Origin of the sequence: Streptomyces griseoluteus, from assembly GCF_004784465.1 — a bacterium.
GTDB classification, from domain to species: domain Bacteria; phylum Actinomycetota; class Actinomycetes; order Streptomycetales; family Streptomycetaceae; genus Streptomyces; species Streptomyces griseoluteus.
Genome location: NZ_SRRU01000002.1, coordinates 267,420 through 282,277, shown reverse-complemented (window position 1 = coordinate 282,277; position 14,858 = coordinate 267,420). Strand labels below are relative to the sequence as shown.

Below are 14,858 nucleotides of genomic sequence, written 5' to 3'. Positions count from 1 at the left end.
CTGCTGACAGTTTGCCCAACAAGGTCGTGGACGGGGTTGACCGTCCCGGCCGACTCGACCGTGCTGGCGGCGGTGCGCCGGGAGCTGCCGGACACCCTCTACTCCTGCGAGCAGGGTTTCTGCGGGACCTGCCAACAGCGGGTGCTGGAGGGCGAGGTCGACCACCGGGACGAGCTGCTGACCGACGGGGAGCGCGACGACTCGATGCTGATCTGCGTCTCCCGCGCCCGGGGTGAGCGGCTGGTGCTGGACATGTGAGCAGGGCCGGGCGGAACCGCATCGTCCAAGTGTCGTTGCCGGTCGGTAAGGTTGAACCCATGGGTACCGGGGTTCGCCGCAGGATGGGCGTCGAGGAGCGGCGGCAGCAGTTGATCAAGGTCGCGCTCGACCTGTTCAGCCGGCGCTCGCCCGACGAGGTCTCGATCGACGAGATAGCGTCCGCCGCGGGCATCTCCCGCCCGCTGGTCTACCACTACTTCCCCGGCAAGATGAGCCTGTACGAGGCCGCGCTGACGCGGGCGGCGGAGGATCTGGCGGGCCGCTTCGAGGAGCCGCACGAGGGCCCGCTCGGCGCCCGGCTGCTCCGTGTGATGGGCCGCTTCTTCGACTTCGTGGACGAGCACGGGCCGGGCTTCTCCGCCCTGATGCGGGGCGGCCCGGCGGTCGGCTCCTCGGCCACCAACGCCCTCATCGACTCCGTGCGCCAGGCGGCCTACGAGCAGATCCTGTCCCATCTGGGGATCACCGAGGCGCCCGCCCGGCTGGAGCTGGTGGTGCGCTCATGGATCTCGCTGGTGGAGTCGACGGCGCTGATCTGGCTGGAGGGCCGCCGGGTGCCGCGCGAGGAGCTGGAACGCCAGCTCGTGCACGACTTCGCCGCCCTGGCCGCGGTCAGCGCCGCCTACGACCCCGAAATGGCCTCCGTAGTGCGCACGTTCGCACAGAACGAGCCGGGCGACAGTCCCTTCGCGGAACTCGCCGCCCGGCTGATCTCCCTGGCGTCCTGACCCGTTACCGGGTGAACACCGCCACGGTCCGCGCCGGGACCGTGAAGGTGCCCGAACCGGCCTCGTACGAGGCCGACTTGACCACGTCGTCCGAGCCGGCCGCCTGGACGGGGTGCAGGCGGTAGTCCGTGCCCGCGAGGGCGCCGATCCGCTGCTCCTGCCGCTCGGGCGTGGCGTTGAAGACCACGACCAGGCCGCCCAGGCGCATGGTGATCACGCCAGGCGTCTCGTCCTTGCCGGAGAGCGGGAAGGAGAGCCGGTCCTGCACCTGGGCGGTGGTGGCGAGGGAGAAGGCGTCCTCGCCGGTGCGGATGCGCAGCAGGTCGCGGTAGGCGGCCGAGGCGCCGGTGATCTGCGGGCAGCCGACCTCGACCGTGCTCAGCAGGGGCTTGGCGTACGGCCACTTGGACTCGTTGTCGGCCGCCGGGGGCAGCCCGCGCCCGAAGCCGTTGCCGTCGGCGCAGTTCCAGTGGATGGCGTTGAACCAGTCGCCGCTGTCGAAGGAGTTGCGGTCCAGCGACTTGGAGCGCAGCAGGTCGGTGCCCGCCTGGGACAGGGCCGGACCCTGGGAGAGCGCGGCCGTGGCCATCGCCAGCACCTGCATCCGGGCCCGGTCGGACGCGCTCGTCCCGGCCGGCAGCTTGAAGGCGAGGGCGTCGAACAGCGACTCGTTGTCGTGGGCGTCGGCGTAGGCGAGGGCGTCGCCGGGGGCGGCCGCGTATCCGGCGGGTGAGCCGTTGTAGTCGACCCCGGCGCCGGTGACCTCCTTGCCGTCGTTGTCGGTGAACCGGTATCCGGCGAGGTTGCCGGTCAGGCCGACCTTGATCAGGTCCTGGTAGTGCAGCAGCCGGGCCTTCTGCTCGGCCTCGGTGCCGTTGGCGGCCGAGGAGTTGGGGTCGGTGAACAGGCCGGAGGCGAAGCCCTGGACGCCGGGGTCCGTGTCGAAGGGTCCCCCGCCGCGCACGGCGTCACGGGCCCGGTCGGAGAAGGTGGCGATGCCGGTGCCGGCCATGTTCTTCTGCGTGGCCTGGACGAACCGGGCGTCGTCGGCGACCTCGCCGAAGTTCCAGCCCTCGCCGTACAGGATGATCTTCTTGCCGTCGACGCCGTCCTTGGCGACGGTCAGCGCGTCCAGCGCCTTGCGGACGGCCAGGATGTTGGCCTTGGGGTGGTGGCCCATGAGGTCGAAACGGAAGCCGTCGACCTTGTACTCCTTGGCCCAGGTGACGATCGAGTCCACGACGAGCTTGCCCATCATGGCGTTCTCGGTCGCGGTGTTGGCGCAGCAGGTGGAGTTGGCCACGCTGCCGTCCGCGAGGAGCCGCTGGTAGTAGCCGGGCACGATCCGGTCGAGCACCGAGGTGTCCGCCTGCCCGCCGGCCGCCGTGTGGTTGTAGACCACGTCCATGACGACCCGCAGCCCGTCCTGGTTGAGCGCCTGCACCATCTTCCGGAACTGCACGGTTCGCGCGGTGCCGTCCGGGTCGGTGGCGTACGAGCCCTCGGGGACCGTGTAGTGGAACGGGTCGTACCCCCAGTTGTAGGCGTCCTTCGCCGCGGTCTTCGCCACGCACTCCTGCTGCTTGGCGGAGTCGGCGGGGAAGGAGGCCAGGTCGCAGTCCGGGGTGGCCTGGTCGGCCTTCTTCTCGGGGATGGTGGCGATGTCGAAGGCGGGCAGCAGGTGCACGTAGGAGGTGCCGGCCCTGGCCAGCTCCCGCAGGTGCTTCGAGCCGTCGCTGTCCTTGTCGGTGAAGGCCAGGTAGGTGCCCTGGTCCCCCGCCGGGACGGTCTTGTCGGCCACCGAGAAGTCCCGGATGTGCAGCTCCTGGATCTGCGCGTCCCTCAGCGGCACCGCCTTGGGCTTGGTGAGCCCGGCCCAGCCCGCGGGGGCCAGGGAGCGGTCGGCGAGGTCGACGACGAGGCTGCGCTCCGAGTCGGCGGTCAGGGCGACCGAGTAGGGGTCGGTGACCGAGTTGGTGACGAGCTTGCCGACGCTGGGCGCCCACACCTTGACCACGTACCGGTAGGGCTTGCCCTTCCAGGAGGCGGGGCCGGTGACGGACCAGACGCCGGTGGTGTCGTCGCGGCGCATGGGCTTCAGGGAGCCGTCCAGCTCCAGCGAGACGCTCTGGGCGGTGGGCGCCCACACCGAGAGGGTGGGCCTGCCGGCGTGGAAGACCGGGCCGAGGCCGCTCTTGGTGGCGCTGGCGTACACGTCGTCCAGCACCCCGGCGATCTGCACACCGGTCGCGGCGAGCACCGCGCCGTTGGCCGCGCGCTGGGAGGCGACGAGCTGGCCGGTGAGGGCCTCGCGCACCCGGTCGCGGTCGCGGGGGTCGACGGTCCAGGCGGTGTAGTCCTTCAGATGCGGGAACCTGGCCTTCTGGGCGTCGGTGAGCGTGCCCTTCTCCAGCCGCAGCCAGCGCTCGTCGTCGCTGGTCAGCGTGGCGTCCTTGACGGCGATCGAGCCGTCACGGGAGTAGAGGAGCTGAGTGGAGGCAGCCCCCTCGGCACCGTTCCACGCGAGGGTGTCCCGGTCGATCCAGACCGCCTTGGCGGTGGTCAGGTCGAGCGCGGCCGCGCTGCCCTTCGGCTGCGGGAGAAGGTACTTCTCCTGGCCGCTCAACATCCACACCTCGTGGCCGTCGGCCTTGAGGTCGAGGGACTGGTCGGTGGGCAGGTCCTTCTCGTCGCCCTTGTGCAGGATGTAGCTGAGACTGGTGGCACCCTCGGTGAGCGGTACCTCGTAGACCGCGCCATAGGCGTCAGTCTTCACCGGCGTGAGGGGCTTCGACCAGTCGGTGGGGTTCGCGGCACCGGTCCAGGTGTGCAGGCCCCAGCCGTCGTAGTCGCCGTCGGCGCGGTGGTAGTGGAGTACGGCCTTGCCCTGGTCCTGGGCCGGGTGGTCGGGGCGCTCGGTCAGCACGTCGGGCTTGCCCTGCTCCAGCCAGACCTCACCCGTCTTCGTGACGTCGATGCTCCGGTCGGCGGAGACGTCCTTGTCGCCGTTCTTGTCGATGACCAGGAAGCCGACGCTGGAGGCGCCCGGCTTGAGCTTGACGTAGGCGAAGGCGCCGTAGGCGTCGCGGCCGGTGAAGGGGTGGCTGGCCGGCCACTCGGTGGCCTCGCCGTCCGCGAGGTCGCCCCAGGCGTACAGTCCCCAGTTCGCGTAGTCGCCGTCGGCCCGCTTGTAGTGCACCACCGCGTAGTCACGGGAGGCGGCGGCGGGCGGCTCGGGGACGGGCGCGGTGCCGGTGGCCGAGGAGGCCAGGGCGCTCGCGGTGCGGCCGGCGAAGTCGATCACCACGGCCTTGTACCGCAGCGCGGTCCCGGCGGGTACGTCCTTGCCGATGGCCTGGGTGACCTTGTACGGAGCGTGGTCCGCGGAACCCAGCGTCTTCCAGGGCCCGTTGCCGACCTGCGCGGCGAAGACGACCCGGTTCAGACCGCCGCCGCTCACGTCGGCGCCGACCTCCACCGTGCCGGTGGCTCCGGCGGCCGGGGCGGTCAGGGTGAGCGTGGGCCTGGTGGCGGGGGCGGCGGGGCGCCCGGTGGCCCGGTAGACCACGGCGGTCCCGGCCGGGACGGTCAGGGTGAGCCTGCGCCCGGCGTCGGTGCGCACGGTGCGCCCGGTGCCGTAGATCCCCCGGTAGGCCATGCCCGCCGAGCCGGTGGTGAAGGTGGCGCGCCGGGCCTCGCCGGCGTTGTTGAGAGCGACGACGTACTCGGCGCCGGTGCGGGCGTCGGTGCGGGTGAAGGCGTAGACACCGGCGCCGTCGGCCGCGTAGCGCTCGGTCTGCACGCCGTCGGTGAGGGCCGGGTTGGCCTTGCGGAGCTTGGCCAGGGTCGCGATGTCCCGGTAGAGCGGCGCCTTGGTGTCGTAGGAGTCTCGCGCGTGGGTGCGGGCGGTGCCGATCTCGTCGTCGTCCAGGTAGTCGGCGACCTTGGAGGCGAACATGGTCTGGCGGGCGTCCTTGTCGCCACCGGAGCCGGTGAAGCCCTGCTCGTCGCCGTAGTAGACGACCGGGTTGCCCCGGCTGAGGAACATGAGCTGGTTGGCGAGGCGGTCCTTGCGCAGGATCTCGGCGTCGGACGCCTTCGGGTCGTCCTGCTTCAGGAAGGAGCCGATGCGGCCCATGTCGTGGTTGCCGAGGAAGGTCACCTGCTCGTAGGCGTTGGCCTTGTCGGTCGTGTACTTGTAGTCGTCCCCGAAGACCCCGGCGAGCTTCTTGGCGCTGCCGCCCTGGGAGGCGTAGGCGCGGGCGGCGTCCTGGAAGGGGAAGTCGAGGGTGGCGTCCAGCCGCCCCCGGGTGACGTACGGGGAGGTCACCGAGGTGTCGGCGGAGTAGACCTCGCCGAACATGAAGAAGTTCTTCCGCCCGCGCCCGGCCGCGTACTTGTCCAGCGCGGTGGCCCACTGGGTCCAGAAGTCCATGTTCACGTGCTTGACGGTGTCGATGCGGAAGCCGTCGACGGCGAAGTCCCGCACCCAGCGCTGGTAGATCTTCTCCATGCCGCTGACCACCTCGGGACGCTCGGTCCACAGGTCGTCCAGGCCGGAGAAGTCGCCGTACTCGGCGGACTCGCCCGCGAAGGTGGAGTCGCCCCGGTTGTGGTACATCGCCGGGTCGTTGAGCCAGGCCGGGACCTTGCTCCGGCTGCGCACGGCCGGGGTGCGGGGGAAGGACGAGGCGTCCACGGCCGGGAACTTCTTCCGGCCGTCGGCGTAGTCGGCGTCGTCGAAGGGGCGGCCGTCCTTGGTCAGGTACGGGAAGGCGCCCTTGGAGAGGTAGTCGTAGGACTTCTCCCGGTAGTCGACGAGGTCGGCGGTGTGGTTGGTGATGACGTCGAAGAAGACCTTCATGCCCTTGGCGTGCGCCTTGGCGATCAGGCCCTTCAGGTCGGCGTTGGTGCCGAAGTGCGGATCGACCTGGGTGAAGTCGGTGATCCAGTAACCGTGGTAGCCGGCCGACGCGTCGGCCCCGGTGCCCTGCACGGGGCGGTTCTTGAAGATCGGGGCGAGCCAGATGGCGGTCGTGCCGAGGCCCTTGATGTAGTCGAGGCGCTGGGTGAGGCCCTTGAGGTCGCCGCCCTGGTAGAAGCCCTTGTCGGTGGGGTCGTAGCCGGTGCTCAGCCGGGAACCGGTCAGTCCGCCGCGGTCGTTGGAGCGGTCGCCGTTGGCGAAACGATCCGGCAGGACGAAGTAGAACTGCTCGCGGGTGTCGTCGTGCCGGGCCGGCTGGGCGGCCAGGGCCGCGTCCGACGGGGGCGCGGGCGGGGCCGCAGCGTGCGCCGCCAGCGGCGGTACGAGGGCGGCGGCGAGGGCCACGGCGACGACGGCCGCCGCTCTCCTCGGGACGGGGGTGCGGCGCGACCGGCGCGCCTGCCAACTCGGTCTCACGGGCACAGACTCCTTGCGCTCACGGCTCGTTCGGGTCCGGCCCCTGGACACGGCTTCGTTGCCGGACGCCGCGCGACCGTACCGCCGCCGCAAGCCTTGCTGCAAGACTCTTGAAACCCGAAGAAAGAAATTTCATCCCTGAACGACGGACGAACCGCCCGTATACGACGGGCGGTTCACCGATGAAGCATTCAACGACCCTTGGAGGGAGACTGCGTTCAGCAGCTCGACTTGCCCGCATAAAGCGCGAGCGCCGTGTTGGCGCCGAGGGTCGCGGTGAACTGGCCACTGGAGTTCACCGACACCGTGGTGTTGTTCTGCACGTTGCAGTACGTGCCCGCGGCCAGCGAGGTCTGGTAGGTGCGGGAGAGGGAGGAGGACTCGTGGTTGATGGCCACGAACCCCTTGTTCCCGCGCCCGAAGGCGATGGCGTCGTTGCCGTTGTCCCACCAGTTGGAGACGGCCTGGCCGCGGGTGGCGTTGCGGAAGGCGACCATGGACTTGATCTCCGGCCAGGCGTGCTGGCACTTCCAGCCGTCCTGCCAGCAGGCGTTGACCTTGCCCCCGTTGGGCGGCCCGGCGTCCGCGTCGGACCACTCGTAGCCGGAGTTGATGTCCGGTGCGCCGTAGGGGTAGGCCAGCATGAAGACGTTGGCCAGCGTGTAGTTGGCGCCGTCCTTGTAGTCGAGGGTGCTGCCGTTGCGCTCGGTGTCGTGGTTGTCGACGAAGACCCCGGCGACCGAGCTGCTCATGTACCCCCAGCCCTCACCGTAGTTCTTCAGGTAGGCGAGGTTCTCGTTGTTGAACACCCGCTTGAGGTCGTAGGCGTAGCGGAACTCCTGGACGTCGCCGTTGCCCGTGTACTCGGTGGGCTGGACGGCCTCGCCCGCGCCGTAGATGACCTCCTGCTTCCAGTACACGGACGGGTTGGTCAGCCGGGACTTGATGTTGGCCAGGTCCGCCGTGTCGATGTGCTTGGCCCCGTCGATGCGGAAGCCGTCGACACCGAGCGAGAGCAGGTCGTTCATGTACCCGGCGATGGTCCTGCGGACGTAGTCCTCGCCGGTGTCCAGGTCGGCCAGGCCCACCAGTTCGCAGTGCTGGACGTTGTAACGGTCCTGGTAGTTGCTGACCTGCGCGGTGCAGTCGTCGAAGTCGGGCGAGGAGTACAGGCCCGGGTAGTTGTACTTGGTGTACGACGAGCCGCCGGTGCCGGTGCCGCTGCCCGCGGACATGTGGTTGACCACCGTGTCGGTGACGACCTTCACGCCGGCCGAGTGACACGTGTCCACCATGCTCTTGAAGGCCGCCCGGTCACCGAGCCGGCCCGCGATTCTGTACGAGACGGGCTGGTACGAGGTCCACCACTGGGAGCCCTGTATGTGCTCGGCGGGCGGGGAGACCTGCACGTAGCCGTACCCGGCCGGGCCGAGCGTGGTGGTGCACTCACGGGCGACCGAGGCGAAGTTCCACTCGAAGAGGACGGCGGTGACGTCCTTGGTGCCGGGCGGGGACGCCTGCGCGGTAGTCGGGTACATGCCAATCGAGGCCGCTGCCGCGAGGGCGAGGGCCACGGGGAGGGTTCTGCGTGCCATGTGGGGGTTCCTTCGTCGTTGAAGGCTGTTGCCGCAGGACTGGATGCCCTTGCTGAAATGTTTCAGCAAACTTGCGGTGACGCAGATGTTAAAGGCCCGCTGCCTGAAAAGGCAGCGGGCCGTGGCAAGTTGATGCAAGAACTTTCAGAGAGAGGCTGTCAGCCCGCGGTCCACCAGACCGTGGTGTCGGCCGGGACCTCGGCCCCGGCGGCACTCTCGGCGATCTCCCCGCTGGCGAGCAGCACCCGCCCGTACGACGGGACGGTGACCGGGGCGCCGGTAGTGTTGGCGACGCAGGTGAACTCCCCGCGCCGGAAGGCCAGTACGCCCTCGGGTGCGGGCAGCCACTGGACGCCCGTGCCCGCGCCGAGCGTGGGCTGTTCACGCCGGGCGGCCAGCGCGGCCCGGTAGAGCTCCAGCGTCGAACCGGCCACGCCGGTCTGCGCCTCCACGCTCAGCTCGCCCCAGCCCGCCGGCTGCGGCAGCCAGCTGCCCCCGCCGCCGAAGCCGTACGAGGAGCCCTCCCGGGTCCAGGGGATCGGCACCCGGCAGCCGTCGCGGAAGCCGTCCTGGCCCGCGCCCCGGAAGTAGGCGGGGTCCTGGCGCACCTCGTCGGGCAGGTCGACCACGTCGGGCAGGCCGAGTTCCTCGCCCTGGTAGAGGTAGGCGGAGCCGGGCAGCGCCAGCATCAGCAGGGTGGCGGCGCGGGCCCGGCGCAGGCCGAGAGCGCGGTCCCCGGCGGTGCGGATCTGGGTGCCGAGGCCGGGCGGGTTGGCGAAGCGGGTGGCGTGCCGGGTGACGTCGTGGTTGGAGAGCACCCAGGTGGCCGGGGCGTCGACCGGGCGCATCGCGGCGAGCGTGCGGTCGATGACCTCGCGCAGCTGCTCCGCGTCCCAGTCGGTACCGAGGTACTGGAAGTTGAACGCCTGGTGCAGCTCGTCGGGACGGACGTAGTTGGCGGTCCGCTCGATGGTCGGCGTCCACGCCTCGGCGACGAAGATCCGCCCACCCGTCTCCCGCCCCCGCCCTTCTGCGGAAGGCCCTCCGGGCCCCTCCCTTTCCGCGTACTCGTCCAGCACGGTGCGCCACTGCCGGTAGACCTCGTGGACGCCCTCCTGGTCGAAGAACGGCATCACGTCGTTGCCCAGCAGCTTGAGCTGGTCGTGGGCGCCGAGGTCGGGCAGGCCCTCGGCCTTCACCAGGCCGTGCGCCACGTCGATGCGGAAGCCGTCGACGCCCATGTCCAGCCAGAACCTCAGGATGGACCGGAACTCGTCGCCCACCGCCGGGTGGTTCCAGTTGAAGTCGGGCTGCTCGGGCGCGAAAAGGTGCAGATACCACTCCCCCGGCGTGCCGTCGGGCTCGGTGACCCGCGTCCAGGCCGGACCGCCGAAGATGGACTCCCAGTCGTTGGGCGGGAGTTCGCCGTCCATGCCCTTGCCGGGGCGGAAGTGGTACCGCTCGCGCAGCGGCGAGCCGGGGCCCTCGGCGAGCGCCCGCTTGAACCACTCGTGCTGGTCGGAGGAGTGGTTGGGGACCAGGTCCACGATGATGCGCAGGGACAGCTCGTGGGCCTCGCGGATCAGCGCGTCGGCGTCCAGCAGGTTGCCGAACATCGGGTCGACGGCCCGGTAGTCGGCCACGTCGTACCCGGCGTCCGCCTGCGGGGAGGCGTAGAACGGGCTGAGCCAGACGGCGTCCACGCCGAGGTCGCGCAGATAGGGCAGTCTGGCCCGCACGCCGGCCAGGTCGCCCATGCCGTCGCCGTTGGAATCGGCGAAGCTGCGCGGATAGACCTGGTAGATCACCGCGCCGCGCCACCAGTCGCGGTGCTGGGCGGCGGGGGCGACGGCGGAGTCGTCGGCCGGGGCTGCGAGATGCTGCTGGCTCATGGCGTCCTTGGTGCGTGACGAGGTTCGGTTCGTTTCGGGCGTGGGTGCGGCGGGGCGTCAGCCCTTGGTGCCGCCCGCGGTGAGGCCGGTGACGAGGTTCTTCTGCACGAGATAGAAGAACACGGACACCGGTATCGCTATCAGCACCGCGGTGGCGGCCATGTAGTTCCACTGCGCGTCGTGCTCGCTGACGAAGGTCTGCAGGCCGACCGCGAAGGTGTACTTGGAGTCGTCCAGCATGAAGGTCGTGGCGAACGCGACCTCGCCGACCGCCGTGATGAAGTTGTAGAACGCGGCGACGGCCAGGCCCGGCCGGGCCAGCGGCAGGATCAGCCGGAAGAAGGTGCCGAACGGGGTGAGCCCGTCCACCCGGCCCGCCTCGTCGATCTCGAAGGGGATGGTGTCGAAGTACCCCTTGAGCAGCCACGCGCTGTACGGCACGGCGGTGGAGCAGTTGATGAGGATCAGCGCCCAGTAGGTGTCGATCAGGCCCAGCTCGCCGAAGATCTCGTACATCGGCACGATCAGGATGGCGATGGGGAACGCCTGGGTGAGCAGCAGGACCCACATCAGCGGCTTGTAGCCGGGAAAGCGCATCCGGGAGACGGCGTAGCCGGTGGTGGCGGCGACGAAGACGCCGATGAAGGTGGTGCCGAGCGCCACGATCATCGTCGACTTGAACCAGTCGAAGAAGCCGGTGTGCTGGAGGACGAAGGCGTAGTTGGCGAAGCCCGCCCGGCCGAAGATGCGGCCCGGGTGCAGGTAGTCGTCCTTGTCCGGGCCGAGGGACAGGAAGAACAGCCAGGCCACCGGGACCAGCGCGATCAGGCTCGCCAGGACCAGGCCGCCGTGCAGCAGGACGGTGCCCAGCGGGCCGCGCTCGCCGCGCCGGCGGGTCGCGCGGGGCCGGGCGGCGGCCGGTGCGGCGGCGGTGAGCGGGAGTCCCGGCGCGGTCTCGGGGGGTGTCGTGGTGCTCATGGCGGCGGCTCCTGCGGCGTCAGACGGCGAGCTGGTCATTGCGCTTCAGCCAGCGGAAGTAGAAGGAGGTGAACACGGTGAGGATCGACAGCAGCAGTACGCCGTACGCGGCGGACTGGGCGAAGTCGCGCGGCTGCTGTCCGAAGCCGAGGAAGTAGGCCCACGTGACGAGGATCTGGGCGTCCGGGGCGCCGGTCGGGCCGAACAGCAGGAAGATGATGGCGAACTGGTTGAAGGTCCAGATCACACCGAGCAGCACGACGGTGGAGCTGACCGAGCGCAGTCCGGGCAGGGTGACGTGCCGGAAGCGCTGCCAGGCGCTCGCGCCGTCCATCTCGGCGGCCTCGTAGAGCGAGGAGTCGATGGACTGGAGCCCGCCGAGGAGCGAGAGCATCATGAACGGCACTCCGCACCAGGTGTTGACCATGATGGCGGCGAACCGCTGCCAGAAGGTGTCCTCCAGCCACTGCGGCTGGGGCAGGTGCAGGGCGCCGAGGATCTGGTTGAGCACTCCGGAGTCGGCCAGCATGATCCGCCAGGAGAAGACGGTGACGAAGGTGGGCACCGCCCAGGGCAGCACCAGCAGCAGCCGGTAGACGGTGCGGCCGCGCAGCTTCTGGTCGAGCATCATCGCGAGGCCGAGCCCGATGACGTAGTGCAGGGTGACGCAGGCGACGGTCCAGAACACGGTCCACAGGAAGTGCGACCAGAAGCGGTCGTAGGCCGTGGGGCCGAAGAGGATGTCCTGGTAGTTGTCCAGCCCGATGAACTTGTAGGTGGCGTCGATGTGGTTGACACCGATGGTGCGCGCCGAGTTGAGGCTGTTGGCGTCGGTGAGGGTCAGGTAGACGCCCCGCACCAGCGGGTAGCCCACGAGGATGCCGAGCACGACGACCACGGGCGCGATCATCGCGTACGCGTACCAGTACCTCTGGTAGCCGTTCTTCAGGCGCTGCCCGAGACCGGGCCGGGGCGGCCGCTCACCGCTGCGCCGGCCGGTCGCGCGGTCGATGGCGACTGTCATGGTGCGACACCTTCTACAAGTTCGGGGGCGGGCTGGTCACAGGCCGGTGGCCGCCGGGTTCCCCCCATCCCCCACGGCGGGGGGAACCCGGCGGCCACACGGGCTCACTTGCTGAAGTCGGGCACCAGCTTGGCGATGGCCAGCTCGGCGTTGCTCAGGCCCTTGTCCAGCGGCTCCTTGCCCCCGGCCACCTTGGGCAGCTCGGTGTCCAGCGGGCCCCACAGGGAGCTGTACTCCGGCAGCGCCGGGCGGGGCTGGGCGGCGGAGAGCACGCCCTGGTAGCCGGCGATGCCGGGGTCGGCCTTGACCTGGGAGGTGTAGGCGTCGCCGCGGGTCGGCAGCGTGGAGTTCTTCAGCGCGATGGTCTCCTGGGACTTGGCCGAGGTCATGAACTTCACGAACTTCAGGGCCGCGTCCTGGTGGGCCTTGTCCGAGCCGGCGTAGACCGAGAGGTTGTGGCCGCCGGTCGGGGCGCCCGCCTTGCCGGCCGAGCCGGCCGGGACGATGGCGATGCCGAGGTTGGACTTGTCCTTGAAGGCCGAGCCCTTGTAGAAGTTCGTGATCTCCCAGGGGCCCTGGATGATCGAGGCGACCTTGCCGTTGACGAACGCGTCCTGGATGTGGGCGTAGGCGTCCGCGGTGGTGTCCGCCTTGTGCAGGCCCTTGCCGGAGAACGTGCTCTGCCAGGTGCCGTACGCCTTCTTCGCCGGGGCGGAGGCGACGGTGATCTTCTTGCCCGCGGCGTCGACGGTGTCGGTGCCCTCGCCGTAGAGGAAGCACTGGGCGTAGTACGCCTGGGTGGAGCCCCAGTAGCCGTCGACCTTCGCCTTGTCCTTGACCTTGGCGGCGTCGGCCTTCAGCTCGTCCCAGGTCTTGGGGGCCTCGGTGATGCCGGCCTTCTTGAACAGGGCCTTGTTGTAGACGAACGCGAGGGTGTCGGTGACCAGCGGCACGCCGTAGGTCTTGCCCTCGTACTGGGCCTGCTTGATCAGGTTGGGCTCGAACTTGTCCTGCTCGGCGAGGGCGTCGGTGCCGTCCAGCGGCAGGAAGAAGCCCTTCTTGGCGAAGGCCGGGGTCCAGCCGACCTCGGACCGCAGGATGTCCGGCGCGCCCTTGGAGCCGGCGGCCGTGTCGAACTTGTTCTGCGCCTGGTCGAAGGGCACGTTGACGTACTTGACCTTGATGTTCTTGTTGGCGGCCTGGAACTGCTCGACCAGGGCCTTGTACGTCGGCGCCTCATTGGTGGCGTTGGAGGTGTCCCACCAGGTGAGGGTCACCGGGCCGTCCGACTTGCTGTCGCCGTCGTCGCTCCCGCCGCACGCCGTCGCCGTGAGGGCGAGGGACGCCACGAGCGCGGAGGCCGCTATGCCACGCCGCATGAGTTCTCCTTGAGGGTGAAAAGCCCGAGATTGCAGGGGCGGCCCCGTCTGCCGCCACCCGCGTCGTGCCGACTGCGCCATTGCCGCGGCCGGGCGACTCGGAACGTAACAGCGTTGTAAGCGCCGCGAAAGACCTTGCAGAAAAAAAGTGCAAGAAGACGGCCGGGTTACCGTGTCGTGACCTGCCTCAGACCTTGTCGAAATACTGGTCTACCGCCGGTAGGCGGGTTGACGGACACTTGTGCAAGACTCTGCAAGCTCTTGCCGCGGGGGGCCGCCGCCGGGATCATCCCCTTGCGGCCGTGCGCCGGGCGGACAGTCCGGCAGGCACGAGCGACGACATACCCATGAGGGGCGAGGAGCGCGATGACGCGGCAATCCACGGCGGGCCGTTCGGCCGCCCGCGCACGGCGTCCCGCCGGTGCGCCGGGCGCGGTGCGGCCGGTACAGTCCACAGGCGTGACCACACGGCTTGCGGACATCGCTGCGCAGGCGGGGGTGAGCGAAGCGACCGTCAGCCGGGTCCTCAACGGGAAGCCGGGCGTCGCCGCCACCACCCGCCAGTCCGTCCTGGCCGCGCTGGACGTGCTCGGCTACGAGCGTCCGGTGCGGCTCCGCCAGCGCAGCGAGGGCCTGGTGGGCCTGATCATCCCCGAGCTGGAGAACCCGATCTTCCCGGCGCTGGCGCAGGTCATCGGCCAGGCGCTGACCGGGCAGGGTTACACCCCGGTGCTGGCCACCCAGACCCCGGGCGGCTCCACCGAGGACGAGCTGACCGAGATGCTGGTGGACCGGGGGGTGGCCGGGATCATCTACGTCTCCGGGCTGCACGCCGACACCACCGCCGACATGCAGCGCTACGAGCGACTGCGCGCCCAGGGCGTGCCGTTCGTGCTGGTGGACGGGTTCTCGCCGAAGGTGCAGGCACCTTTCATCTCCCCCGACGACCGGGCCGCGACCACGCTCGCGGTCACGCATCTGGTGTCGCTGGGCCACACCCGGATCGGTCTGGCGCTCGGGCCGAAGCGGTTCGTGCCGGTGCAGCGCAAGATCGAGGGCTTCGTCCGTGCGATGCAGGACCAGCTGGGGCTGGGCGCGGACCTGGTCGCCGAGGAGCTGGTGCAGCACTCGCTGTACACCCTGGAGGGCGGGCAGGCGGCGGCCGCCGCGCTCATCGGACGCCAGTGCACGGCCATCGTGTGCGCCAGCGACATGATGGCGCTCGGCGCGATACGGGCCGCCCGGCAGCTCGGCCTCGACGTGCCGCGCGACGTGTCGGTGGTCGGCTTCGACGACTCCCCGCTGATCGCGTTCACCGACCCGCCGCTGACCACCGTGCGCAAGCCCGTCCCGGCCATGGGCCAGGCCGCGGTGCGCACGCTGCTGGAGGAGATCGGCGGGACGCCCGCCCCGCACAGCGAGTTCGTCTTCATGCCGGAACTCGTCGTGCGCGGCTCCACCGCCTCGGCGCCGGGCGAGCGTTCGCGGGGCTAGGCCCCTGCCCGGCCAGGCGTTTTCGCGCAGAACATGCGTGGTGGTACCAGCCTTGGGATGATCTGTCGAGCGTCCCTTGTCTGGCAGA

General features: G+C 70.0%; 8 protein-coding genes and 1 pseudogene. 3 read left to right on the top strand and 6 right to left on the bottom strand.

The features are described 5' to 3' along the window. Positions 1-21: 21 nt before the first annotated feature. Positions 22-258 (top strand): annotated as a pseudogene (locus E5082_RS06730) (2Fe-2S iron-sulfur cluster-binding protein); the annotation flags it as partial. Positions 259-317: 59 nt separating this feature from the next. Continuing rightward, positions 318-1,007, top strand: a complete 690-nt coding sequence (locus E5082_RS06725; RefSeq protein ID WP_135790353.1) for a TetR/AcrR family transcriptional regulator — start codon at positions 318-320, stop codon at positions 1,005-1,007. Between the two features lie 4 nt (positions 1,008-1,011). Here the strand turns inward: E5082_RS06725 and pulA are convergent, their stop codons facing one another. The 6 genes from pulA to E5082_RS06695 all read right to left on the bottom strand — a co-directional run bounded on the left by pulA (position 1,012) and on the right by E5082_RS06695 (position 13,276). Beyond that, the gene (pulA, locus tag E5082_RS06720) at positions 1,012-6,408 is read right to left on the bottom strand and encodes a pullulanase-type alpha-1,6-glucosidase (protein ID WP_135790352.1); all 5,397 of its coding nucleotides are present in this window, start codon (positions 6,406-6,408) and stop codon (positions 1,012-1,014) included. Between the two features lie 218 nt (positions 6,409-6,626). Beyond that, complete coding sequence (locus E5082_RS06715; RefSeq protein WP_135790351.1) at positions 6,627-8,003, bottom strand: alpha-amylase; 1,377 nt, start codon at positions 8,001-8,003, stop codon at positions 6,627-6,629. A gap of 158 nt (positions 8,004-8,161) precedes the next feature. Beyond that, on the bottom strand, positions 8,162-9,895 hold the full coding sequence (locus E5082_RS06710; RefSeq protein WP_135790350.1) for a glycoside hydrolase family 13 protein: 1,734 nt from the start codon (positions 9,893-9,895) through the stop codon (positions 8,162-8,164). Between the two features lie 57 nt (positions 9,896-9,952). Next, the gene (locus E5082_RS06705; protein WP_135790349.1) at positions 9,953-10,873 is read right to left on the bottom strand and encodes a sugar ABC transporter permease; all 921 of its coding nucleotides are present in this window, start codon (positions 10,871-10,873) and stop codon (positions 9,953-9,955) included. Between the two features lie 19 nt (positions 10,874-10,892). Next, the gene (locus E5082_RS06700; protein WP_086692613.1) at positions 10,893-11,897 is read right to left on the bottom strand and encodes a carbohydrate ABC transporter permease; all 1,005 of its coding nucleotides are present in this window, start codon (positions 11,895-11,897) and stop codon (positions 10,893-10,895) included. A gap of 104 nt (positions 11,898-12,001) precedes the next feature. Beyond that, positions 12,002-13,276, bottom strand: coding sequence for an extracellular solute-binding protein (locus E5082_RS06695; RefSeq protein ID WP_135790348.1), 1,275 nt, complete (start codon positions 13,274-13,276; stop codon positions 12,002-12,004). A gap of 459 nt (positions 13,277-13,735) precedes the next feature. On the opposite strand from E5082_RS06695, the gene E5082_RS06690 reads away from it, so the two are divergent. Then, positions 13,736-14,770 (top strand): LacI family DNA-binding transcriptional regulator, encoded by a 1,035-nt coding sequence (locus tag E5082_RS06690; protein WP_135790347.1) that lies wholly within the window; start codon positions 13,736-13,738, stop codon positions 14,768-14,770. Positions 14,771-14,858: the final 88 nt, after the last annotated feature.

Coding starts and splice junctions, on each gene's coding strand:
- E5082_RS06725 (WP_135790353.1), top strand. CDS start 318: ATGGGTACCGGGGTTCGCCGCAGGATGGGCGTCGAGGAGCGGCGGCAG.
- E5082_RS06715 (WP_135790351.1), bottom strand. CDS start 8,003: ATGGCACGCAGAACCCTCCCCGTGGCCCTCGCCCTCGCGGCAGCGGCC.
- E5082_RS06710 (WP_135790350.1), bottom strand. CDS start 9,895: ATGAGCCAGCAGCATCTCGCAGCCCCGGCCGACGACTCCGCCGTCGCC.
- E5082_RS06705 (WP_135790349.1), bottom strand. CDS start 10,873: ATGAGCACCACGACACCCCCCGAGACCGCGCCGGGACTCCCGCTCACC.
- E5082_RS06700 (WP_086692613.1), bottom strand. CDS start 11,897: ATGACAGTCGCCATCGACCGCGCGACCGGCCGGCGCAGCGGTGAGCGG.
- E5082_RS06695 (WP_135790348.1), bottom strand. CDS start 13,276: ATGCGGCGTGGCATAGCGGCCTCCGCGCTCGTGGCGTCCCTCGCCCTC.